Source organism: Methanosalsum zhilinae DSM 4017 (assembly GCF_000217995.1).
Classification (GTDB): domain Archaea; phylum Halobacteriota; class Methanosarcinia; order Methanosarcinales; family Methanosarcinaceae; genus Methanosalsum; species Methanosalsum zhilinae.
Map to the genome: position 1 here is coordinate 805,492 of NC_015676.1, position 22,584 is coordinate 828,075.

At 37.7% G+C, this 22,584-nt stretch carries 19 protein-coding genes; 10 read left to right on the forward strand and 9 right to left on the reverse strand.

From position 1 onward, the window contains the following. Positions 1-178 precede the first annotated feature (178 nt). From MZHIL_RS03750 to MZHIL_RS03755, 3 genes are read right to left on the reverse strand one after another with little or no spacing between them, the layout of a single operon-like run. Entirely contained in the window at positions 179-2,341 is a 2,163-nt protein-coding gene (locus MZHIL_RS03750) for a phage/plasmid primase, P4 family (RefSeq protein WP_013898041.1), read from the reverse strand. After that, complete coding sequence (locus tag MZHIL_RS10475) at positions 2,338-2,496, reverse strand: hypothetical protein (RefSeq protein ID WP_013898042.1); 159 nt, start codon at positions 2,494-2,496, stop codon at positions 2,338-2,340. The genes MZHIL_RS03750 and MZHIL_RS10475 overlap by 4 nt, the downstream gene beginning before the upstream one ends. After that, positions 2,493-2,795 (reverse strand): hypothetical protein, encoded by a 303-nt coding sequence (locus MZHIL_RS03755; protein WP_013898043.1) that lies wholly within the window; start codon positions 2,793-2,795, stop codon positions 2,493-2,495. The genes MZHIL_RS10475 and MZHIL_RS03755 overlap by 4 nt, the downstream gene beginning before the upstream one ends. 417 nt (positions 2,796-3,212) lie before the next feature. On the opposite strand from MZHIL_RS03755, the gene MZHIL_RS03760 reads away from it, so the two are divergent. From MZHIL_RS03760 to MZHIL_RS03770, 3 genes are all read left to right on the forward strand, one after another. Further along, entirely contained in the window at positions 3,213-3,929 is a 717-nt protein-coding gene (locus MZHIL_RS03760) for a P-loop NTPase family protein (RefSeq protein ID WP_013898044.1), read from the forward strand. A gap of 465 nt (positions 3,930-4,394) precedes the next feature. After that, complete coding sequence (locus MZHIL_RS03765) at positions 4,395-6,242, forward strand: GmrSD restriction endonuclease domain-containing protein (protein ID WP_013898045.1); 1,848 nt, start codon at positions 4,395-4,397, stop codon at positions 6,240-6,242. Positions 6,243-6,250: 8 nt separating this feature from the next. Further along, positions 6,251-7,306, forward strand: a complete 1,056-nt coding sequence (locus MZHIL_RS03770; protein ID WP_013898046.1) for a PDDEXK family nuclease — start codon at positions 6,251-6,253, stop codon at positions 7,304-7,306. Between the two features lie 1,219 nt (positions 7,307-8,525). On the opposite strand, the gene MZHIL_RS03780 is transcribed toward MZHIL_RS03770, so the two are convergent. Continuing rightward, positions 8,526-9,767 carry a tyrosine-type recombinase/integrase gene (locus MZHIL_RS03780; RefSeq protein ID WP_013898047.1) on the reverse strand — a complete coding sequence of 414 codons (1,242 nt, stop codon included), beginning with the start codon at positions 9,765-9,767 and terminating at the stop codon, positions 8,526-8,528. Positions 9,768-10,055: 288 nt separating this feature from the next. On the opposite strand from MZHIL_RS03780, the gene MZHIL_RS03785 reads away from it, so the two are divergent. The 3 genes from MZHIL_RS03785 to MZHIL_RS03795 are packed head-to-tail and all read left to right on the forward strand — an operon-like array spanning position 10,056 to position 12,734. After that, a complete protein-coding gene (locus MZHIL_RS03785) occupies positions 10,056-10,460 on the forward strand; it encodes a hypothetical protein (RefSeq protein ID WP_013898048.1) in 405 nt (134 codons plus the stop codon). A gap of 32 nt (positions 10,461-10,492) precedes the next feature. Beyond that, positions 10,493-11,671, forward strand: a complete 1,179-nt coding sequence (locus tag MZHIL_RS03790) for a nucleotidyltransferase family protein (protein WP_013898049.1) — start codon at positions 10,493-10,495, stop codon at positions 11,669-11,671. A gap of 55 nt (positions 11,672-11,726) precedes the next feature. Next, entirely contained in the window at positions 11,727-12,734 is a 1,008-nt protein-coding gene (locus MZHIL_RS03795; RefSeq protein ID WP_245527562.1) for a lysylphosphatidylglycerol synthase transmembrane domain-containing protein, read from the forward strand. Positions 12,735-12,749: 15 nt separating this feature from the next. Here MZHIL_RS03795 and MZHIL_RS03800 read toward each other — a convergent pair whose 3' ends face one another. Then, positions 12,750-14,438 (reverse strand): radical SAM protein, encoded by a 1,689-nt coding sequence (locus MZHIL_RS03800; protein WP_013898051.1) that lies wholly within the window; start codon positions 14,436-14,438, stop codon positions 12,750-12,752. A gap of 293 nt (positions 14,439-14,731) precedes the next feature. Here MZHIL_RS03800 and ilvD point away from each other — a divergent pair, with 293 nt between their 5' ends. From ilvD to MZHIL_RS10480, 4 genes are read left to right on the forward strand one after another with little or no spacing between them, the layout of a single operon-like run. Next, on the forward strand, positions 14,732-16,396 hold the full coding sequence (ilvD, locus tag MZHIL_RS03805) for a dihydroxy-acid dehydratase (RefSeq protein WP_013898052.1): 1,665 nt from the start codon (positions 14,732-14,734) through the stop codon (positions 16,394-16,396). A gap of 53 nt (positions 16,397-16,449) precedes the next feature. After that, entirely contained in the window at positions 16,450-16,902 is a 453-nt protein-coding gene (locus MZHIL_RS03810) for a 4Fe-4S dicluster domain-containing protein (RefSeq protein WP_013898053.1), read from the forward strand. A 20-nt stretch (positions 16,903-16,922) separates the two neighbouring features. Further along, on the forward strand, positions 16,923-18,674 hold the full coding sequence (locus MZHIL_RS03815) for an aldehyde ferredoxin oxidoreductase family protein (protein ID WP_013898054.1): 1,752 nt from the start codon (positions 16,923-16,925) through the stop codon (positions 18,672-18,674). 18 nt (positions 18,675-18,692) lie between these two features. Next, entirely contained in the window at positions 18,693-18,863 is a 171-nt protein-coding gene (locus tag MZHIL_RS10480; RefSeq protein WP_157209627.1) for a hypothetical protein, read from the forward strand. A 13-nt stretch (positions 18,864-18,876) separates the two neighbouring features. Here the strand turns inward: MZHIL_RS10480 and MZHIL_RS03820 are convergent, their stop codons facing one another. The 4 genes from MZHIL_RS03820 to mtxX form a co-directional block, all read right to left on the reverse strand. Next, a complete protein-coding gene (locus tag MZHIL_RS03820) occupies positions 18,877-19,845 on the reverse strand; it encodes a hypothetical protein (RefSeq protein WP_013898055.1) in 969 nt (322 codons plus the stop codon). Between the two features lie 208 nt (positions 19,846-20,053). Beyond that, entirely contained in the window at positions 20,054-20,986 is a 933-nt protein-coding gene (mtrH, locus tag MZHIL_RS03825; protein WP_013898056.1) for a tetrahydromethanopterin S-methyltransferase subunit H, read from the reverse strand. A gap of 19 nt (positions 20,987-21,005) precedes the next feature. After that, the gene (locus MZHIL_RS03830) at positions 21,006-21,599 is read right to left on the reverse strand and encodes a tetrahydromethanopterin S-methyltransferase subunit A (RefSeq protein WP_013898057.1); all 594 of its coding nucleotides are present in this window, start codon (positions 21,597-21,599) and stop codon (positions 21,006-21,008) included. Between the two features lie 94 nt (positions 21,600-21,693). Then, a complete protein-coding gene (gene mtxX / locus MZHIL_RS03835) occupies positions 21,694-22,545 on the reverse strand; it encodes a methanogenesis marker protein Mmp4/MtxX (RefSeq protein WP_013898058.1) in 852 nt (283 codons plus the stop codon). Positions 22,546-22,584 lie beyond the last annotated feature (39 nt).

Genomic DNA, 22,584 nt, shown 5'->3' on the forward strand with positions numbered 1-22,584 from the left:
ACAAATGAAAAAGTCCTATTGATAGCTTTTTCAGTGCATTGGTCAGAGGTGAGTTTATTTTTACTAATGTCTTGTAAATTATATTTTTCTTTTATCTCTCTTTCTTCAAAGCTAGAGAAGAATGTATATGTACCCCTGACCCTCTGACCAATCAGTCAGAGGGTTCTGTTTTTATTGGTCAGAGGCTTTTAGTTTCACCCCTGGCCAAGCTAAAGTCCCGATAGCACATTATCCTCTTGTTTTCTCCCTTAATGTAAGTTCTTATCTGCTCATACCCTAATTTTTGCATGACTTTACAAAAAGTATTCTTCTTTTTAGGCTTGATATTATCATCATCACACCAGCTCTTATAAGCCTGATAGACATCATCTTTTGGAGTGTGAACCCCTTCACAAGCCTCCACACGCTCATCACAAAACAAAGCAATAGAGTCCGAATTCATATTATAATTCCGCTGAGTTTCCTTGACCGATCGCTCATAAGAGAACGTGTCATTAGCTTCCAGCCTGTCCAATGCTTCAAGTGTTAAATTTAATAGGCCGGATAGTTCATTTTCCGTGGTTAGCTTCTCTTGTAGATTTAAATCAATATTAGATCCTTCAAAGATGTTGTCAAAGGGAAATATCATAAGTCTTCTATGAAAAGAATAATCACCATCACCTTGAGAACTAGCAATTTTTGGAGCCCGATTTGCTGAAAAGGTTAGTCGTGCTGTATTCCTGAATTCAAACGGATGGAAATATTTCTTCTCAGCTGTGATAAAATACTCATTTCCGGTGAGTTCTTTGAAAATAGATACCTCACGAATTGTGCTTGATGAAAGGTCTGGATGGACATTAATCAATTTCCCATTGAGTTCAGCAGTAGCGTATCTGTTCTGTTCTAAATTATGCAGTGATTGGAAACTAGCATTTTCTTTACCAATAAAAGACACCAGTAAATGTATCATCACAGACTTGCCATTTGCCCCCTCGCCAATCATCAAAACGGCCTTTTGCATTCTCGTATCAGGAACTAAACAATATCCAAACCATTCAAACATGGCCTGAATGTCCTCCGGCCTCAGAACATCTCGGAAAAACCTCTCAATAGCCGGACATTTGGCTTTTGGATTAAAGTTAGCTGGAATTTGATCCACAGACTTAAAGTCTGGACTATGTGGTAAAAGCTTCTTCTGCTTTCTGTCTAATATTCCATTTTTCACGTTAATGTATCGAGTGTCATGAATCAGGTCATTTCTATCGGTTCTAGTAGCAATTCTGATAAAATTCAAAACTTCATTAATATGAGTTTTACGACTTTTATCCCCAAGTCTTAACTGAACCTCTGCTTCTACCGTATGTTCACCATTAGGTACATACACACCATTTTTGTAGACATAAATCTGGTCGATGAAGGTCATAAATGAGTGAACATCCATTATATCTTCGGCAAGAGCTTTGACAGATAGACCTTTTTTCTTTTCGAAGTAAAAATTCATATTAAAAGTCATTCGAGTGTTTTCTTCATTGCAATATTCAGGGAACTCCCCAATCAAGGTTGTCGATTTCCAGGGCTTACCCTCAATATATTTTAACTCCTGAGACGTTCTTGACTTATCATACTCATCTCCATAGATTAGAATAGCCACAAAATGTATTTCATCTTTAGTTAGACCATTGTATAATAGTTCAGTGCACAAAGCAAGCATCAATCTACGACCATCGCCTCCATGTGGTGTCTCGCCTTTCCTGATAAAATCTTCAATCCAACTTCTAGAATTTTGTATTGAAATCTTTAAGTTATTGTCAAATTCCAGCAATTTCAGTAACTCTTCTTTGAATTTTTCCGGCATAGTTGGGATATCATCCGGCTCTTCAGGAATTTTATTAAACTCATAAATATCTCCTGAAGCATGCTTTGAAGGTGGGAGGACAACATTTGATCCCCCTCCATTTTTGTTATCACTTAAGATATCTATCTTAATATATCCACCACCAGTAGTCTGTAACAAATCTGGGTCGTATTTGAAAAAAAAATGACAACGACCATCAGTACGCTTTGATATAATCCAATTTTCTGTATCCACCCCATCTGTTAAATGACTCCAAAAAGTTAAATCATCAAAGTCAATAACCGTCACACCACTAGCTTCTCCAGCTACAAGCCCTATATTAGAATCTTTCTCCAATTCAAAAAAAAGGTTTATTTTGTTGTCTGTAAGTGGTTTTTTCGATTTAGACCAATTCTTGGTAGTTGGAGATTTGCCCGGTGAATTCTTTTTTGAGTTCCAAGAGCTTAATGGATGAACTACCCAACCCAATTTGTGAGTGTAATGCCTTGCATATTCAGGAGTAATCATTTTCCACCTCTCCTGGTTTTATATGGATCGGTTCCAAATCTAAATGGGTAAAATTGACATCTCTCAATGTGACAAAGTCTTACTTCTTTTGGACAACCACAACACTCAACGCAATTTAGCCTAATTTTGTCTAGTAATTCCTTTTTAGTAGTCATTGACAATCCTCCAGGCCACCTTCATCAATTGGCAATTCCATTATTTTAACTGAGATATCAACAAGCAGTTTCAATAATTGATTTGTTTTTTCAATCAATTGGTATAGCTCTGGATCTCTTTTCACAGCTGCAAATTTTTGAATAAGCTCGTTTTCTTTCAACTGGACTGTTTCACTTGTTGAGTTTTGATAAGCTAGTACTTCAGGAAAAGTGTCAATGTTTGTGCCAACTAAATTATTTGATATTTCGCAACAATTTTTCAAAGTTTTATTTATATAGTAATCATTCATATTATTCAATTATAACACCTCCTTGATTGGGTGTGATTGTAGAGGCTGATGTAGTGTCCGCCAAGACTTTGATTCTGGCCTCTACAATTGAATTGTTTTACATCTTTTCTCAATTTTTTACATCTGTATTTGCTTCTAAAAAATTAGATCATTTTTTAATACCTCCGTTATTTAATTTGGAAACATTTTTTTCCATAAATAACATATAACTTTAGTACATATAAAAATTTTTAATCATGTCTGGGAGTTATTTTTTTGATATATCGTTTTTTTATTTTCTTTTTACGACTAATTGCTGAAACAATCAACACTTTTAAGCCAAAGTATAGCAAATATAGTAGCATGGTTACTATTGCAAATAAAATCTTTTAGCAACTAGCATTTGGAGCTAAAACTACTGCAGAACTCGCGGAGATACTTGAAATAGTGGATCACAAAGGAAAACCTCAATATAATAAGATAGAAGCCCCTCTTAAACAACTAAAAAAAGATAATCTAATTGAGTCCTTTAAAGATAAAGATCGTTTAGGTCCTGGAGCAAAACCAACAGTCTATGCTCTTATTTCTAACTTATATGTTTTAAACAAACTCCTGGAAGATGTATACTCTGGATATACTTTTGAACTTATGTCCACAGAATATTACCACAATTTGATTCCAACTATGATAGAAAAATCAAATATACCTCAAAGCTGTCATGGTATAATGATGAAAGGGTTAAAATATTCTCCATCGTTAATGAAGTTTACAATTAGTGGGAAATTATCTGATAATAAGCTACTAGAAGAATATGCTTATAATCAAATTAAAGCAAGACATTATAGTCTGCGTGATGGTTTTAATGTTTATGAAGGAACTGTAAAAGCATTTTTTCTCCGAATAGGTGATAAGAATATTCGCAATGAGCATTTCATGTCTTTAGTTAAAATAAGAGAAGAAGCAGAATCATCATTATCTTCAATCATGGATCAACAAAAGAAAAATCCACTAACCAGAATTGTTTATGATTACTTAAGAATGGATGCTCTATCCAAAAATATACCCGATGAAATTAAAAAAAGCAAAGAATTTCAGAATGATTTCGATGATATTGTTATGGAGTCGTTTTTACTATCTGAAAATAATTATGTTAAACCTTATTAATTTTTAATATATGGTTTTTCAAAGCATTGGATAAGTCCTTTACTAACATAACATCAAGCATCCCAAAGCAAATCGTTTTAAACCTTTATTATATCATCTTTTGGATACATTAAGTGAAAGGTTGTCAGTGTAAGACTATAACTTATAGAATATACAAATCTATTTTATTTTCTCCTTTTCAAAAATAGAAACAAAACAAAAAAAGATCCAATAGTTTCAATTAAGGTGAATGCTGGAAGAGATTGTTCTCTCTCTTCCTTTTCCAACTGATCATATTCATTCTCAATTATTTCTGCCTCGATCCTCTCGTAACTTGTGCAGATTTAGATAATTATATTAGAAGGAACTTTATAATTTATTGACATTTACATCCAACAATGAGGGCATTATACCATGTTTGAGCAGGCTTTTAAAAGCAATCATTATTACACCAAGCAGTCGCCAGGAAATTTGAGGTAAAAACACATGAGCAAAGATGACCACAAAATAGATGCAGATGACCGTAATGTTTTCGAGGTGTTGAATGAACGCAAATACACAGTAGATTACTTCCAACGGGAATACAGCTGGGAGCAAAAGCATATCGAACAGCTCGTCACTGACTTGACATCTACATTTCTCGATGCTTACACAGAAGGTGATCCCAGAACTGCTGTCGAGCATTACAGCAATTATTACCTCGGTCCTTTTGTAGTCAGTAGCAAAGACGGTGTTAAGTGGGTCATCGATGGTCAGCAACGGTTAACGTCACTGACTCTGATCCTTATTTTCCTCAATCATGTCCAAAAAGAACTTGGCGGAAAGGAATCAATCGAATCGCTTGTATTCTCTGAAAAATACGGAAAAAAATCCTTCAACATTCAGGTAGAAGAAAGAAAGGCTTGCCTAGAAAAACTCTTCATCGAAGGTTGCTACGAAGTTCAGTCAGATGACGATGAATCAACGATCAATATGGTGGAGCGATATGCTAACATTGAACAAGCATTCCCCGAGGAAATAAAAGGTGAAGCGTTTCCATACTTCCTTGACTGGCTTAAATACAATGTGATACTTGTGGAAATCACAGCCTACTCAGATGATAATGCCTACACTATATTTGAGTCGATGAATGATCGGGGTCTGAACTTAACTTCTACAGAGATGCTCAAAAGTTATATTCTATCCCGCTTTAGCGGTTCAACTGGTAGGGAGAAGGCTAATCGTTTTTGGAAAGAATCCATCCAGGCTCTTCACAAACAGAGCAAAGATGAGGATCAGCAGTTCTTCCAAGCATGGCTGCGAAGCCAATATGCCGATACAATTCGTCAGGGCAAGGTAGGCTCATCGAACGAAGATTTCGAGAAGATAGGGTCCCGCTTCCATAGCTGGTTCCGAGACAATCTTCCAAAAATGGAGCTTGACCCAGACTCATCGGATGATTTTCAGACATTTGTACATGATGAAATGAAGTTCTATTTACGTGCATATCTTGATATTCTCGATGCGCAACAGGAAGAAAAAAGAGGTTGGGAACACGTCTTTTACATCAAACACTGGGGGATAGCTCCATCCCTTGCCTTTCCACTGATGCTTGCTCCTTTAAAGTCAACTGACTCCCAAGACATAACCAGGCAGAAAATCAATGAGGTAGCCCGGTATATTGAAGCCTTTACAGTTCGGCGTTCGATAAATTTCCGAAAATTTGGTGCAAGTTCAATCCGCTACACCATGTATACACTGGTGAAAGAACTTCGAGGGAAAGATCTCGATTCCCTGCGATCATACTTACAGGGTAAACTCCAGGAAATGGAAGAATCGTGGGAAGGTATTGTACATTTCAGATTGCATGGACAAAACCGCCGTTTTGTTAAGTTCCTTCTATCTAGAATCACAGGATTTATTGAACAGCAATCGGGCTTATCTACAAACTTTTCGACCTATTATATAAATAACGGATCTAGGCCGTATGAAGTAGAACACATTTGGGCCAATAAATTTGATGAACATAGGGATGAGTTTGAACAACAGCACGAGTTTGAAAACTACCGTAATCGGATAGGTGATCTAGTGTTGTTGCCACAAGGCACTAACCAGTCTTATGGAGACATGCCTTATACTCAAAAACTCGAACACTACCTCAAAGAAAATCTATTGGTGAAATCTTTGCACCCGATGACTTATGAGAACAATCCTAACTTTATAGGAGTTGCCCAAAACCTAGGAATTGAGTTCAAGCCCCATGAATCTTTCACCAAGTTAGTCATAGACGAACGTCAGAAGCTTATCCAAAAAATATGTGAAGCTGTGTGGGAAACTAGAGATTTACAACTCTGAGGGAAAATATGAATTTATCAGGTATAAAGGGCGCAATTCTGGAAGAACTCATCTTGCATTTGCTGGAAAAAGTTGGATATAGGATAATTTTGCCTGAGGAAGAGGGCACTAGAAATGGAAAATCAGGGCTTGACGTGCAAGGACGAGGAGACTGGCATCAGATAGATGCATTTGCAGCCTTTGAATATACACCTGCTTTTATGTATCCTCTACGTCTATTTGTAGAGGCAAAATGTTATGACGACTCAAGACCAATCGGAATTGAAGTTGTACGTAACGCAGTTGCTACTTTGAAAGATATTTCTGAGAATTATTTTACATACAGGTTGAATGAATCTAAAAGTGATTCACTTAAGGTACAGAGATTCAATTACCAATCAGCAATCTTTTCGACAAGTGGTTATACTAAAGGCGCTCAGAATTTTGCGATTGCACATCAAATCTTTTTGATTCAATACGATGGCATTTCACCGTTCAAGCCCATATCTGAGGGGTTACAGCTATTGAAAGATTATTATTTTAAAAAAGATGTTCCGACAAGGAAAGGTTCACAAAACCAAATTCGACAGTTTGTCAGGGCACTATTAAACAATGAAGAAATATTAAATAATAATCCTTTTGAAGAAGAAGGCCTTCAATTCTTCAGAGAAAATATTGCAAGACCACTTCAATCCATTGAAGGATCATACTTTGGTATGTTGCATGGAAAATGGCCTATTCACCTTCTGTCAGAAAAACCTCTTCCTGCTAGTTTGTTTAAGGGTAGCGATTCAATAAGATGTAGGATATTAGATACAGAAAATAATATGTCATGGTCGCTCGAACCGTTAGATCGTACTGACAAGCGTTTTAAACTTGAGTTCAGCTTACCATCCACTATTGCAGAATTTGTAACCATTTCTGAAAAAGACAATGATCGAATAACCAACCATAAACAGAGAGAAAAATCCTCATTCATTACTATTTCAGGGCAAATAGGCGGTTTACGTCGTCAAATTTGTCTTGAATTAGATGAACAATGGATCTACAATCATTCTAGACATTTTCACCAAAACAATACCTAATCAGTCACATAGGATCAAATCGATGAACGAAGCCCAGACCAGAGCCGAATACGTTGACCCAGCACTGAAAGTAACAAATTAGGGAATTGTCAAAGGTAGCCGTGTTCTTCGAGAATATCATATCACACCAGGTCGCATAGAAGTGGGTAATCGCCGTGGTAAACCAGTAATAGCCGATTACGTATTTGTCTATCGCAATACTAAGTTGGCTGTTGTCGAGGCAAAAAAATGGGACCTGCGAAGGATTACGCGAGGAAGATATCTATCCGGTTTACCTATTCAACCAACGAGCAAGGTATTTACAGCATTGACATGAAGTCCGGCGATGAAGGCGAATTCACACGTTACCCCATACCGGATGAACTATGGAACTTGAGATTTACAGAAGCGAACGAGTGGCGTGATCGTTTTGCATATGTGCTTTTCGAGGACAATGGTGGTTCGCATCCAAGCCAGTACTACTAGGATATTTCTGTAGAGAAAGTCATGCAGACCATAGCAGAGAATCGGCAACGTATCGTGCTCACACTTGCTACCGATGCATAAAGACCATTATCACATTACAGATTGCATGGAAGTTGTACCATACTCGATAGAACCTATGTGAGCATTGGTGTGGAGGAGCTGGATAAAGAGAAACTCACTCCTTTGCTTCGCTTGAAATACCATGACTCTATTTCAGACGCAATTTTAGAACATGGACAACCGCAAGAGATCAAACAGGTGTTTAGTAGCTTCCAAAAATACCTTTGCCAAGGATCCGTTATAGCATGATAAAGAAAACTATGAGATTGCTTAGATATGACCACAGGGTTAAGTGGATGGTGCAAAGATCAATTCTTAATTGCTGTGAACGATCACCTTAGAGCATTCAATAACTGAACACCTTCCATTCACTGTACCCTGATATTAGATTCCAGTCGTAATACTAATAAAATAGGTAGTTGGAATTAAGACATATTTAACATAAGATATTTTTTCATGAGATGCGGTATGTTAGCACTATCCTCTGTAAGTTCATCGAAGTGGGAAACAATGCCCCGAAAATAGTATTACAAATAAAAAATAAAGCAAATGAAAATAAAACAACTTAATCTTTATATCAGGTGTAGCTTATTAAATCTAAGTTATAGGTGCTAAAAATTTTCAAAATTATACACAGAAGATATCTATAATTTCTACTCAATATAAAATTATTTATTTTTAATTTTATCCTCCATTAAGCATCCATATGTTGAACCCCTTCAAACAACTTCCTTCCTTCTTCAGTCCTCATGATTGCTTGCAATATCTCAGGTATTTTAGCCTCATATTTTTGAAGCTCTTTATGGCTTTCATGGTCCAAGACCAAAGAACATTGGGAACAGAATTTGTCAGTAGCCCTTAAGATATTATTGCAGCGTGGACATTTATCAAGGGTTACATGTCTCTTATTGTCAGTTTTTAAACCATACTTGGTATAGATAACATCGTTCATTTGCTGATCTGTAAAATTGCTGTATATCTTAAACATCTGTGAACTGCCTTTACTCCAACCAGCCCGGTGTTTAATTTCCTGCTCATTTAATCCATCTAACACCCAGTTTGTTATAGCAAAGTGACGCAGTGAATGTGGGTTTACACGCTTCTTTATACCTGCTTTTTCTCCAATTGTTTTTATAGTAATTCTTAATGACTTATAACTCACTGGTTCATGTTTCTTATTCAAAGTAACCCACAAAGGAGCTTCCAAATCATCTTTTAATGGATGTATTGAATGCCATTGACTGAGATATCCTGTTGACCACGTTAGAGGTATCCCTTTGGGCTTTGTGCTTTTTCTGCTCTGTGAGGTTTGAGAAATGTAAAGCAGTGCACCATAATCACTAAACTCAACATGCTTTAGTCTACAGCTTGCAAGAGCACCTATTCTCATGCCACCATCTGCAAGAACTGCAATTAGAGCTCTGTCTCTTGGATGAGTGCAAGCGGCCAGCATTTTATCAAGTTCTCCTGGAGTTAACAACTCATGCGGTTGCACTGTAGCATCGATATCTTCAAGCTTGAGATTTTTAATCCACTTGGGGACCTCTCCATCGGTATACCATCTAAAAAACTTCTTAACAAATTTTTTATAATTTCTAATGGTACCTTTTTTTAACTTCTTTTCGTCTTCAAGGTAGATGAGAAGCTGATCAAAATCATATTGATCGATTTCATGTAAATCCTTCTCAACCCCTATACGTTTCAAATCTTCAATCATTCTTTTTCCATAGTTTATATGAAATGTGATTGTGGATTTTTTAAGTCCCTCGTGCCTGCATCCAGTTACAAATTTTTTTAGGTTCTCTTTGTTATTTTGGCTGATATCTGCTTTGTTGAGATTTTCTACAGCCCTTTTAAATCCAGTGTCCATGCAGTGGATATCATCAACATTCCTGGTAATCTTAATCAACTCCTCAAATTTATCCTTAAGTACCATTACGTTGTTTAGGACTATAAAGATATGCGTTCAAATCCCGACCGGTCCATCTTTTTTATACTTATATGCTATATTGAATTATGTGTGTTAACTTCCCTCGCTTCACATTTTCACTTTCAGAGTATTCTGATTAATAACCTTTATATGAAATCCTTGGTTTATGCAGCAATCAGTGTAAATATTTTTATAATATTATTTCCTTTTTTTGTATATCTATCTAAAGTTCCGGAACAGCAGTTAATGCCGGTTTGTTCCAAAAATATTGCGATATGAATATGAGGCTTATTGATGCGAATAGTTCTTGGAAAGGAGGAAAAGGTTGTTGTAATATTGCTGTTGATGGCATTTTCTTCTCTTCTTATTGCATATTGTACTTATATTCCCCAGGATGGTCGTATTGTTGATCAGCCCCTTGATGAAAATTCAGAAATCGGGGATCGTGTTTTCTTTACAGGAGAAGTCCTGAGTAAAAGATTGACTTACACCGGAGACCATCTTGTGCTAAGGGTGGATACTGGAATTGAACTGATGACAGTTTTTGTTCCAAGTGGTGCAGGTGCTATTGATGCTGAAAGAATGATTCACGAGAATACCGAAATAAAAGTCACAGGTTTTGTTGATGAGTACAGAGAAGAACGGCAGGTTGTTGTTTATGACATAAACAATATTGAGATACTCTCTAATCATCGGTAAAGATATAAATCAGCAAATCTATTTTTACTGATATGAAAGCGTGTATTATGTGTGGTGGGGAAGGAACAAGGCTGCGCCCGCTGACCTTTGCAAGGCCAAAGCCAAATGTTCCGATTTTGAATAAGCCGTCTGTTGTTCATCTGGTAGAACATCTCGAAAAGGAAGGATTCAATGAGATTGTAGTCACGGTTGGTTATATGGCAGACAAAGTGGAGGAATACCTGGGAGACGGATGCATGTTTGGTGTTCATATAGAATATGTTTATGAGCACAAAAAAATGGGAACTGCAGGCAGCGTGAAAAATGCCGAAGAATTTCTATCAGGAGAACCTTTTATTGTGCTGGGTGGAGATCATGTACTGAATCTGGATCTGCGTGAGATGTACAGGTTCCATAAAAAGAATGATGCAATAGTAACTATTGGTCTTCTTTCTATAGATGATCCCCGGGAGTTTGGAATTGCTGATATGGATGTGAATAACAGGATTCATCGTTTCCTGGAAAAACCGGGACCGGGTGAAATATTCAGTAATCTTGCAAGTACTGGCATATATATGTGTGACCCTGAGATATTTGACTGGATCCCTGAAGGAAAAAAATACGACTTTGCTAAAAATTTATTTCCTATGCTTCTTGAGAAAGGAAAATCAATAGATGGCATGCTGGTTAGAGGACAATGGACAGATGTTGGAAATCCTTCTGCCTATCGTCAGGCACAGAGATGGATGCTTGAATTATTGCCTGAAACCAGGATCGAAGGTAGTTTTAAAACGCAGAATTCCCGGATAAACGGTCCTTTAAGGATCGGGAACAATGTGTCTGTTGGCTCCAACTCTGCACTGGTTGGTCCTATAGTCATTGGAGAAAACACTACAATAGGTGACAATGTACTGATCGGTCCCTATACTACTATAGGTTCTAATTGTGTAATCGAAAATGATAGTAGAATACTTTCATCCTATATGTTTGATGATGTAAAGATCGCTAGCAATTGCAACATCTCCGGTTCAATTATTGACAATGGAACAAATGTTGGTAGTGATTGCAGTCTTGAGAATGGAACTGTTATTGGTCCCAATGTGGTCATTGAAGACGGTACGACCATACACTCAGAAATCCGTATCTGGCCTGAAGTTCATATAGGCAGCAATACCAATGTAAAGGAGGATATTATAAACCAGGAGTACGAAACCTCAGATAGAGGTTCTTGAAAAGGCTATATAGTACCTGCACTATATTTGCCCTGCAATGAACAGGTTTGCAAAATTGGTACTGGCTTCTATCCTGATCAGCATACTTTCAATAGTTCTGATTCTTATCATAACTGTGGATGCTACTACTATTGAAAGTATCATGCAGGTCAAACCTGAGTATTTACTTCTGGCTGCACTGATTCATGTTTTATCCTATGTTATATGGGGACTGCGAACAAAATTTATGTGTTCTGCACTTGATCACGATATCAATCTCATCAAAACCGTAGAGATAATTGCATCAGGTGCTTTTGCTGCCTCTTTTACTCCATCATCGGTAGGTGGGGAACCTGTCAGGATACATCTCCTGCATAAAAATAATATTCCTCTTGGAAAATCGACTGCTGTGGTGCTTGGTGAACGTCTTATGGATGCGGCACTGATCATTTCTGCAGTACCCTTTGCACTCTATGTTTTTGGGGACCTGTTATCCAACTCGAGAGTTGATACTTTTCTTATATTTGCAGTTCTGTTTTCTTTTAGTATACTGTTTTTGCTTATATATGCAATATGGAAGCCCTGGCAAACAAGGCGCCTGCTTCACTATATTGTAAATAGGATTGCTAGGTTAACTGGAAAGAAGGCTGATACCATTTCAAGAGTATTAAAAAGGGTAGATTCTGAACTTGATCATTTTCATAATAGCATATGGCTCTTTTTAACAGATGGGAAAATCGGTCTTTTTTATGGGGTATTTTTTACAATAGCATACTGGGTATTCCAGTTTTCGATTCTTCCGCTTATCCTTATTGGCTTAAATCTTAATCCTTCTGTGGTAGCTGCATATGCTGCTCAGGTTCTTGTAACTATAATTTCGATCGCATCAATGACTCCCGGCTCAAGTGGTGTGGTAGAGATAGGTGCAACTCCCATATTTGCCCTTTTTGTATCCTCCTCAATGGTAGGTGTTGTAGTTGTTGTATGGAGGGCAATTACATTTTACATGAATATTATTATTGGAGGGTTTGTTAGCATTAAGATACTAAAGGATACAGATATAATTAACAGATTGCTGGAATGATTTTACCGGAATGGTTCACTCAAACTCCAAATAATTGATGATCGACTCTCCATTGCTGTTGCGGGTTAAGAAATCATTCTTATCTTTATATGGCGCATTTGCAGCGATATCCATTGCCTGTTTTTTACCAATTCCTGGAATTTCTTTTATGGCCTTAAATGACGCCCTGTTTATATTCAATGGACATGGTATTCCGGTAATGGAACGCGATTTGTGGCCACTTATTGCAACATTCAGTACTTTACCTTCCGGAAATTCTCCGGGTATTTTGACTATGAGGGGATAGGAGGCTGGCTGTCTTGCCAGAGTGTATCCTTTTTCACAGTGTTCACAGATAACATCAGTAATAACTGTACCATCAGGGATTACTTTTCTAAGCATTGGGAGGTCAATATTTTTTCTGATAAGTTCTTTATATTTTAAGAATAGTTTTCTATTTTTGTTTATGGATCTTTTTTTACTGTATATCTCAGTTCCTGGAAATGCCATAACCTGCCTGATATTTATTCGTCTTAGAAGGTACTCTCTGTCAATTATATCCTGTAGGAATCTGTAATTTAGTTCATATGTTTTTCGGGTTTCTCCAGGCAGTCCATGAACAAAATTTATGCCAGGAAGAAATTCTGGCAGCCCGTTGTATCCACGTTTTTGACCTACTTCATTGATCACTTTAATCGCTTCAAGAACATCTTCAGGATATGCCTTTAGGTTATTTGCTTTTATTACTGCAGGATCTGCGCTTTCCATTCCAAGTGCAGCAACATCTCCAGGAGTATGATAACGAACAATTGTTTTTATGATCTCCAATGACTTTTCAGGGTATTCTTTAATAGTTGCAGGATTTACGTTATCCATATGCAACGTCTTTATTTCTGGAGCTGAAGACCTGATTCCTTTATACAACAATTCAATAATATGAGGTTGAGGTTCAGGTACTACATTGCCTGTGTCTATTGCATGGAATCCGAATAAATCCGGCTGGCGTCCTATTCTAAAATGCAATGCTCCATAGTCATATAAGTTTTTGATCTCTGAGATAACATTCTGTACATCTCGATATTCTGATTTTCCGTAAAAATTTTCAGTGCAGAATGAGCAGTGCGTTTTCCTTCCACATCCCCGGTATGTTTCTATCTCGCAGATTATATGAGGATATCGGGGGTGCTGTCTTACTATAAATGCTCCTGCAATACTCCATCTTCCAACCTCATCTATACTTCTTAATCTTGGTTCAATAGTTTCAGGATCCAGTATCTTCTGGCTTTTTCCAACCATATCATATATAAATGCCTCAATATCTCCCTTCACCAGCGTTATATCTTTGTCAACTGCTCTAAATTCTTTTGCGATCGTTCCCCCCTCTTCTGCGAATCCAAAATGAATTGGCCCTCCCAGGATTTTCTTCCCCGATGCAGCTCTAAATATTGATTGGATCTCATCTGGTTTTACAGGTGTTGCATTGAGATATTTTCCAGGTACTGTGGATCCGGCTATTACTATTACTATTTCTGCACTTCTAATTAGCTTTTCAAACTGGCGGGGATGGGCTCTAAGTCCGTCAATTGTTACGTAATGTATATCCTTTTCTGCAACTCTGCGATCGCAAAGAGCGCCTGCAATGTATCTTGGATAAGGGGAAATATAGGGGGATACTCCCAGACATGCTGGTTCATCCACATATCCGTCTATGATCAGGATTTTCATATGATCTCCTTGTTAAACTCAATAATTAAGTTATAATATACTTAATAATACACTCATTCAATAATATGCAAATATTTATAATCTATATTTTACATATATTAGAATGTATAATCTAAAATGTATAATTTACTTTTTATAGTTAATGTATATTCTACTTTTTATCTATTTGCTTATCTATCTTTATAGATTTTCCAAACTGAACAATCGAAACAAATAATGCTCAATGGCTTATGTAGTCATAAAAGTCTTCTTATATTTTGATTGATATTTAGTATATTAGGTGAGTTGATCTCATGAGAAGTGACAGTATTAAAAAAGGTATCGAAAAAGCTCCACATCGTTCACTATTGAAAGCTACAGGCCTCACAGATTCTGAAATTGAGAAGCCTTTTATAGCAGTTGTAAATTCCTGGAATGAGATTGTACCGGGACATATTCATCTTGATAAACTCGCAGAAGCCGTTAAGGCTGGTATAAGAAGTGCTGGCGGAGTTCCTTTTGAGTTCAACACAATCGGGATATGTGATGGTCTTGCCATGGGACATAAAGGAATGAAATATTCTCTTCCAAGCAGGGAAGCAATTGAAGATACCATAGAACTGATGGTTCAGGCTCACCAGTTTGATGCAATGGTGCTTATACCTACCTGTGATAAGATAGTACCGGGCCATCTGATGGCCGCTGGCAGACTGGATATTCCTACGATAGTTGTTACCGGGGGTCCTATGCTTCCCGGGTTTTCCGGGGACCAGTGCCGTGACCTTGTATCTGTTTTTGAAGGAATTGGAGAATATAAGAGGGGAAAAATAACAGAACAGGAATTTCTGATGCTTGAAGACCTTTCATGTGGTGGTTCAGGTTCATGTGCAGGCTTGTTTACTGCAAATACAATGGCCTGTGTCACAGAAGCACTTGGCCTAAGCCTTCCAGGCTGTGCAACAGCTCATGCTGTTGATGCTAAAAAAATACGTATTGCAAAAGAGTCCGGTGAAAGGATTGTTCAGATGTTTTATGAAAACCTTACTCCCAGTAAGATAGTATCTGCTGATGCAATTGAAAATTCAATAAAAGTGGATATGGCAATCGGAGGAAGTACAAATACAACACTTCATTTGCCAGCAATTGCCCATGAGTTTGGACTGGAACTTCCGCTTGATGTATTTGATGAATTGAGTAAAACCACCCCTCATCTGGTGTCACTACGGCCTGGTGGCGATGATCTGATGCTTGATTTTGATCGTGCAGGTGGTGTTCAGGCAATTATAATGCAGCTTGAACCAATTCTTTCAATGGATGTCATGACTGCAACCGGAAATACACTAAAGAAGAATCTGGATAGTTTTGTACTTGCCAACCCGGAGGTGAATAAAAGAGTAATCTCGACCCTTGAAGAACCTGTACACCGGGAAGGTGGTATTGCTATACTTAAGGGAACACTGGCTCCAGAAGGAGCAGTCGTAAAACAGTCTGCTGTAAATGAGAAAATGCTCGTTCATACCGGACCTGCAAAGGTCTATGACAGTGAAGAAGAAGCAATGAAGGGAATAATGGATGGTGATGTTAAAGAAAAGGATGTGGTTGTGATACGCTATGAAGGTCCAAAGGGAGGACCCGGAATGCGGGAAATGTTATCACCTACGTCTGCTATCGCAGGTCTTGGTCTTATTGATTCAGTTGCACTGATCACAGATGGGCGATTTTCTGGAGGAACAAGAGGGCCCTGTATAGGTCATGTTTGTCCTGAAGCTCTGACAGGGGGGCCGATTGCTCTTGTAAGAGATGGAGATGAAATAGAGATCAATATACCTGAGAGGATCTTAAATCTAAATATCGATAAAGATGAATTGGAGCTTAGAAAAGAGTCTCTGAAACATCCACTAAAAGAAGAGGTAAAAGGCTATCTTGCTCGCTATCAGAAATTTGCAGGATCTGCAAGCAGGGGAGGAGTGATCGATTAATTTGATCACTTCCTCTTAATCAATACTGAACAACTTTTTTAATATTGGGTATAATGTGGGGTGTTAGTATATCTTCCAGACTAAAAATTATAAACCAGGCCCGATGTATCGGGTGCTATTCCTGTATGATGGCATGCGCCAGAACATACTACAAAACTGTATCTATTAAGAATAGTGCAATTGTCATAAGAACAAGTGGGGGGATAGAAAATGCCTTTGTATGTATTGTATGTCGTGCATGTACTGATCCTCCATGTGCTGAGGTATGTCCCAGAAATGCTCTTTCAAAAAGAAAAGGTGGAGGCGTTGCTCTTAATAAGGAATTATGTGATGGGTGTGAAAAATGTATGAGTGCATGTATAATCGGAGCAATACATATGGACGGGGAACAGAAAGCAATAGTGTGCAGGCATTGTGGAGTGTGCACAGGGTTCTGTCCTCATGAAGTGCTGGAAATGATAAAAGTTGAAGATGCGGGGAAACAGAATTCCGCTGCCTCTTCTTAATTTGTAGGTGGGAACTTCCAATGACTGATATTTCGGATATGTCAAATGTCCTCTACATTGATCTTACAGAAAAAACATTTGAAAAAGTAAGCCGAAAAGATCTCTACAGAAAATATCTTGGTGGTACTGGAGTAGCTACTGCTCTTTTTTTTGAAGAATTCAAAGATGGAATGGATCCACTGGACCCCCGGGCACCTGTAGTATTCAGTATAGGCCCTCTATCTGCATTGTTTCCAAGCTGTTCAAAAGTTGTCTCAATGTTTAGATCTCCTCTCACCAATGAACTGGGTGAATCACACGCAGGAGGACGTCTTGCTCTGGCAATGAGATTTTCAGGCTGTGACTCGATTGTAATAAAGGGTAGGGCCAAAAAGCCTGTTTATATTTCAATACATGATGATGAAGTATTGTTCAAAGATGCGTCTTCTATATGGGGTCTCTCATCAACTACAGATGTGGGGAAGATAATTCGCGAGGTTGAACCAGGAGCCGGGCGCAGGAGTATTATCCGCATAGGTATTGCAGGAGAGAAACTGGTTAAATATTCCAATGTCAATGTTGATACTTATAGGCATTTTGGTAGACTGGGTCTGGGAGCTGTTTTTGGATCAAAGAATCTTAAAGCTATTGTGATCTCCGGTAATAAGGAAATAGAGGTATCTGATAAAAAAGCCTATAACCTAACATTTAAGCAAATTTATGAAGAAATTGTAAAAACCGACCAGATGCATAAGTATCATGATCTGGGAACTACTGAAAATATTCTCCCTCTCAACGAAATCAAAGGGTTGCCAACAAAAAATTTCCAACATTCCAGTTTTGAATTCTCAGAATCAATATCTGGGGAATTGTTTGCAGAAAAATATCTTATAAAAAGAGTGTCCTGTGCAGTGTGTCCTATCGGATGTGTGCATATAGCTATGCTTAAGAAGAGATTTTCCAGGCTTCATGAGTATGAAATAAAGAATATTTCATATGACTATGAACCTGTGTATTCAATGGGTACTATCCTGGGAGTACAGTCTCCTGAAGGAATACTTGAACTGATAGATAAATGTGAAATGTACGGACTGGATGTCATCAGCACAGGAGTTGTACTGGCATGGGCTACGGAAATGTTTCAACTTGATCGAATACCTGAATCTGAAAAGGGCGGACTTAACCTAAGGTGGTCCGATGTTGATAGCTATCTGCAGGCTATTGATCTTATTGTAGGTGGAACTACTGATTTTTATTCAGCAATGGGGAAAGGTATAAATTATGCAGCTAAGGAATATGGTGGTGAAGATTTCGCTATGCAGATTGGTGGGTTGGAAGTTGCAGGTTATCATACAGGCCCTGCAAATATAGCAGGCCTTGCTGTAGGGGTCAGACACTCTCATCTGGATAATGCAGGATACAGCATTGATCAGAAATCTCTTAAGAAAAGGCTTGGTGAGGAGGATATAGCTGATCTGTTGATATATGAGGATAACATTCGCAGTATCTTCAATTCACTTACTATATGTCTGTTTGCACGTTCAGTATATTCCCCTGATACTATAAAGGCAGCATTGGGATCTCTGGGAATTCATGCTGATGAAGAAACTTTAAATTCTCTTGGTAATGATATTGTTATGAAAAAGTATGAACTAAAAAAAAGAATGGGCTTTGACCTTAAAGATCTTCGTTTTCCGGAAAGATTCTTTGAAACCGTATCATCTACCGGAACTGTTAACCGGGACAGTGTAGAGCAAATTATCCGGATATACTGTTTGAAGCGGGGAATCTGATTTAAAGGGGGTTTGAGCATGGAATTAATGGGAATATGTACTATATGCGGTAAAACTGCCAGATTGAATAGTTGTATGATATGTGGAAGACTTGTATGCAGTGATTGCATGGATGCACGTACAGGGTTATGTATAAGGTGCTCACATGGACGAAGTTATCCGAATATACATGAGAAAAGATTTGAATAACTCTTTTTTTATTTTATGTCCTTGTAAGATATTTAGATCCTTTTTTGTTGAGTACAGCAATCCTGTCTGAAGCAATCAATTGATCAAGCTTTTTTTCAACTGAATGTAAATTATATTTCTTGGAAAGTAAATTGACTACTACATCTTTTTTTATTTCAGCTTTCACAGGTATATATGCCAGTAAATTTTTTTCAAGGATCTTTTCTGAATCAGGGCTGTAATCCCTGGAGGATGCTGAACCTCTTACTTTGCTGTCCTGATTATATGTTCCTTTGCTGCAGGATTCTGGCTTGAACTCATATTTCTGGCTTTCAATATTTTCCACATGTGGCTTATGGAATGGAATATTATTAGTATCTGGTTCTGTCTGTATTGATTCTGGATATTGTTCCTGATATGTAGTATCTGAATTTCTGGAATCGATTTTTGATTGAGCGGAATTTATGTTAAGTGTTATGTTTTCAGGAAGGTCCTGTTTTTTGGATTCAGATTCTTTTTCATTTTCATAGTTAAATTCATCTGCATTCTGAATATTATTATGCTTTGGTCCTTTTTCAGATAGATCATATAAGTTTCTATTATCCATTAAGGAAGAATATTGTGCAGGCTGTGGAATATCCTGGATATTTTCTATTTTGCCTACATTATTGTTTACAGGACTAGCTGGAACTTCATTTTGCTTCAAATGCTTCATTTCAGTTTTCAGATCATCCAGGACTGAATGGATGGATCCAACATATTCTTCGATAGATTGTATTCTGCTATCAAGTCCTGAAATATTTTCATGGATCTTATTCAGATCTTCGTTTAATTGCTGGGATTCATCTTCCTTTGTTCCCTTATCGCCCTCAGATTTTTCATTTGCCGAAAATGTCGGGTTCAGCTTCATTTCGATCAGTTCTCTTACAAAATGGCTCTTATTTTCAATATCATTGAGCTGATCAAATAATTCATCAGTGAGGCTGATTGTGAGTCTTTTCATATGTCTGACCTGGAAAAATTTAGTGCAATAGATCTAAATGTTTGGTTATTTCAAAGGATCAATTCTAACTATCATTCAGTATTATCAATAACTGCTATATATGAATGTTCCTGAAATACATTTTCTTTAGGGTGTATGTCTCTGTTTTTTATTGATTTTAGAACCATGGGCTTTGGCAGTTTAGATTATATTATCTGCCGATATTTTTTCATACCAGCCTATTGATCGGATGATTATCAGAGTGTTCTATACCCATATCTTCAATAGCTTCACATACCATAATATCTCCCATTGCAACCAGTGGGAATACATAGGGTGCATTTTCCATAGGTCCATAAAGTATAAAATCACCTGCTGAAACTATCTGCATACCTATAGATCCAATATCGCATATCTTATATTTCAGGGGATCTTCCTTTCTTTTGTTCTGAAGCCAGCTCCAGGAAGATGGTGCATTATGGATGCCGGATCCTACAGGATGTCCCCATCTGGCCTTTGCTGTAAGCGACATTCTCAAGGCTATACCTGCTCCACTTCCCATTGGAGTAATACTTGGATCTATCAGCTTATTAGAAATGCCGCAATAGTTTGCTATTTCTACCAGGCCTTTATCCAGAATGCCACCACCGTCTTCCAGTAATCTCATTCTTCCGCTTAACGATGAATCAATAGCATTAAATCCAAGTATTATAGAACTGTCAACATCTGACAGTTTCAAACATTCGATTTCACTGGCTTCAGTGCTCATATTTAATGAATTGTATATTGTCCTATCTGCCAGCCCGGTCTCTGTGGTGTATAGGGCAGCATCGGTTCTAACTTCCGGCTCTGAAGAGTCAACAATAAATGGTGCATCTGAAACATCACATATAAAATCTATATATTTATGCATACTTTCCAATGTATTTGAAAAAATATGTATTATGTGAGGAATCCCGGTTTCGTCGGAATTTGATTCCTGGTTATTTATCAACTTTTCTGCAGTATTTCTGTCAAATATACCCTTATCTGGATCCTCAATTATTTTATGTCCTGTATAAAATATGGTTCCTGCAACGACTGTAGGTAGCTCGCCTGGCTGCCCTCCTATTTTTGTTCCTGCAATATTACAAATTTCCTGTTCTTTCTGAAATCTGAACATAATTGTACCTCAATACGGGTTATAATTGGTCTGATGTGCAGATGATTCCATTCTCTGCATCAATAACAAATTCATCGCTCAGTATAATGTCTGCAGAAGATGAATGTTGAATACAGCTTTTCTTCCTTTTTCCGGTTAAAATTACGAATGGTTCTTCAGCATACGCTTCATTTTTGTTAGAATAAACGTCCACAAGTTCATATATTTCTTTTTTGTCTGTCAATCCTGTATAATCGATCAGGTCTACTTGCTCCTGAAATCTAATGATTGCATTTTCCGGGATATTTTCGATAAAAGGGATAGCACCATCGGACCCTATAATTCTCCCGTTCTCGTCAATTCCGTTATTATGCAGGGCGATCAGGGATTTTCCAGATAGATGTCCTCTAGACTCCCCTCCACACAGGAGAAGGTATCGGATATTTGAATTAGAAATTATGTTTATTACAACCTTTTCAACACCAAGATTTTCTGTCTTACAGGTTCCCCATATGGCAGCTTTTTCAGTGGGCTCGATAGAACTTGCAAGGGTCACAACTGCAATCCTTGAATCAATTGAACCGATTACGTAATCACCTTTGGCAGGTGGCCAGTCATTTGCAACATGCTCCATTATATCATCTTATAGTTGTAGTATTGCTATTATCTATCTATCTATCTATCTATCTATCTATCTATCTATCTATCTATTTTTTCTTTGCTTTCTTTTAAAAATCGATCTCAGATGTATCTGAAATATCTGCCAGTGCACTTGCCAGCATTATTGCTTTGGTGTAATGTCCTCCAACTCTGGAAGTGTCTACAAAGACATAGTCATCCATTAGAACAGGTGCACCGATTCCGTCCCCTCCCCCAAGAAAAACCAGGGTTCGGAATATGAGATTACCTGATATTCCATCAGGTGCAAAAATAAAATTTGCTTCTTTAATTGCGTCTTCGATCAGAATGGTATAATGCTTTGCGTTAATTCCTTTCTCATGAAGCCTGTTTGTTATGAAATCAGCATCTGCAAGGGTTCGATCTACTCTGCTGTCTCTTCCTAGATCACCCAATCTTCCACCTGAAAGGATACCTACAGAAGGCTCAATTCCAAAACGACTTATGTGCCTGGCACCATTAAGAATAAAGTTTATTCGATCAGCAATACTTCCTGTCTCATCGATTCCCACAGGTGCCAGAAAAAAACAGTTTCCAGATGCAGTTATTAGAAGTGCGAGTCTCTGTATGGATTCCATTTTCAGTGATTGCTTGAGATTTGCAAGCGCTCCTGAGGCATGTGCAGTTCCCCTGACTGCTGCATCAACTTTTCTAGATACAAGAAGGCTGGCCAGCATTTTTTCAGGGTTCTGAGTGTCGATTATATCCAGCTCAGTATCAAATTCCCTGATTTTGCTCCTGTCACCTACCAGTACCACATGTGCATATCTGCCATTATGCGCAGCGTTAACACTGGATATTAGCTTTTCAGTAGGCTCCCTGATTCCTATTGCAACCCTCGCTCTGTTTTTAAGTGCACGGTTCTCAATAATATTTAAGATATCATTATTTCCTGAGTTCATAACATTGCCCCAGTTGCCGTTAGGATTAGAAAAGAAATG

Bases quoted from the DNA above. Each gene is read 5' to 3' on its own strand.
- MZHIL_RS03750 (WP_013898041.1), bottom strand. From the start codon at position 2,341: ATGATTACTCCTGAATATGCAAGGCATTACACTCACAAATTGGGTTGG.
- MZHIL_RS10475 (WP_013898042.1), bottom strand. From the start codon at position 2,496: ATGACTACTAAAAAGGAATTACTAGACAAAATTAGGCTAAATTGCGTT.
- MZHIL_RS03765 (WP_013898045.1), top strand. From the start codon at position 4,395: ATGAGCAAAGATGACCACAAAATAGATGCAGATGACCGTAATGTTTTC.
- MZHIL_RS03770 (WP_013898046.1), top strand. From the start codon at position 6,251: ATGAATTTATCAGGTATAAAGGGCGCAATTCTGGAAGAACTCATCTTG.
- MZHIL_RS03780 (WP_013898047.1), bottom strand. From the start codon at position 9,767: ATGGTACTTAAGGATAAATTTGAGGAGTTGATTAAGATTACCAGGAAT.
- MZHIL_RS03785 (WP_013898048.1), top strand. From the start codon at position 10,056: ATGCGAATAGTTCTTGGAAAGGAGGAAAAGGTTGTTGTAATATTGCTG.
- MZHIL_RS03790 (WP_013898049.1), top strand. From the start codon at position 10,493: ATGAAAGCGTGTATTATGTGTGGTGGGGAAGGAACAAGGCTGCGCCCG.
- MZHIL_RS03800 (WP_013898051.1), bottom strand. From the start codon at position 14,438: ATGAAAATCCTGATCATAGACGGATATGTGGATGAACCAGCATGTCTG.
- ilvD (WP_013898052.1), top strand. From the start codon at position 14,732: ATGAGAAGTGACAGTATTAAAAAAGGTATCGAAAAAGCTCCACATCGT.
- MZHIL_RS03810 (WP_013898053.1), top strand. From the start codon at position 16,450: ATGTGGGGTGTTAGTATATCTTCCAGACTAAAAATTATAAACCAGGCC.
- MZHIL_RS03815 (WP_013898054.1), top strand. From the start codon at position 16,923: ATGACTGATATTTCGGATATGTCAAATGTCCTCTACATTGATCTTACA.
- MZHIL_RS10480 (WP_157209627.1), top strand. From the start codon at position 18,693: ATGGAATTAATGGGAATATGTACTATATGCGGTAAAACTGCCAGATTG.
- MZHIL_RS03820 (WP_013898055.1), bottom strand. From the start codon at position 19,845: ATGAAAAGACTCACAATCAGCCTCACTGATGAATTATTTGATCAGCTC.
- mtrH (WP_013898056.1), bottom strand. From the start codon at position 20,986: ATGTTCAGATTTCAGAAAGAACAGGAAATTTGTAATATTGCAGGAACA.
- MZHIL_RS03830 (WP_013898057.1), bottom strand. From the start codon at position 21,599: ATGGAGCATGTTGCAAATGACTGGCCACCTGCCAAAGGTGATTACGTA.
- mtxX (WP_013898058.1), bottom strand. From the start codon at position 22,545: ATGAACTCAGGAAATAATGATATCTTAAATATTATTGAGAACCGTGCA.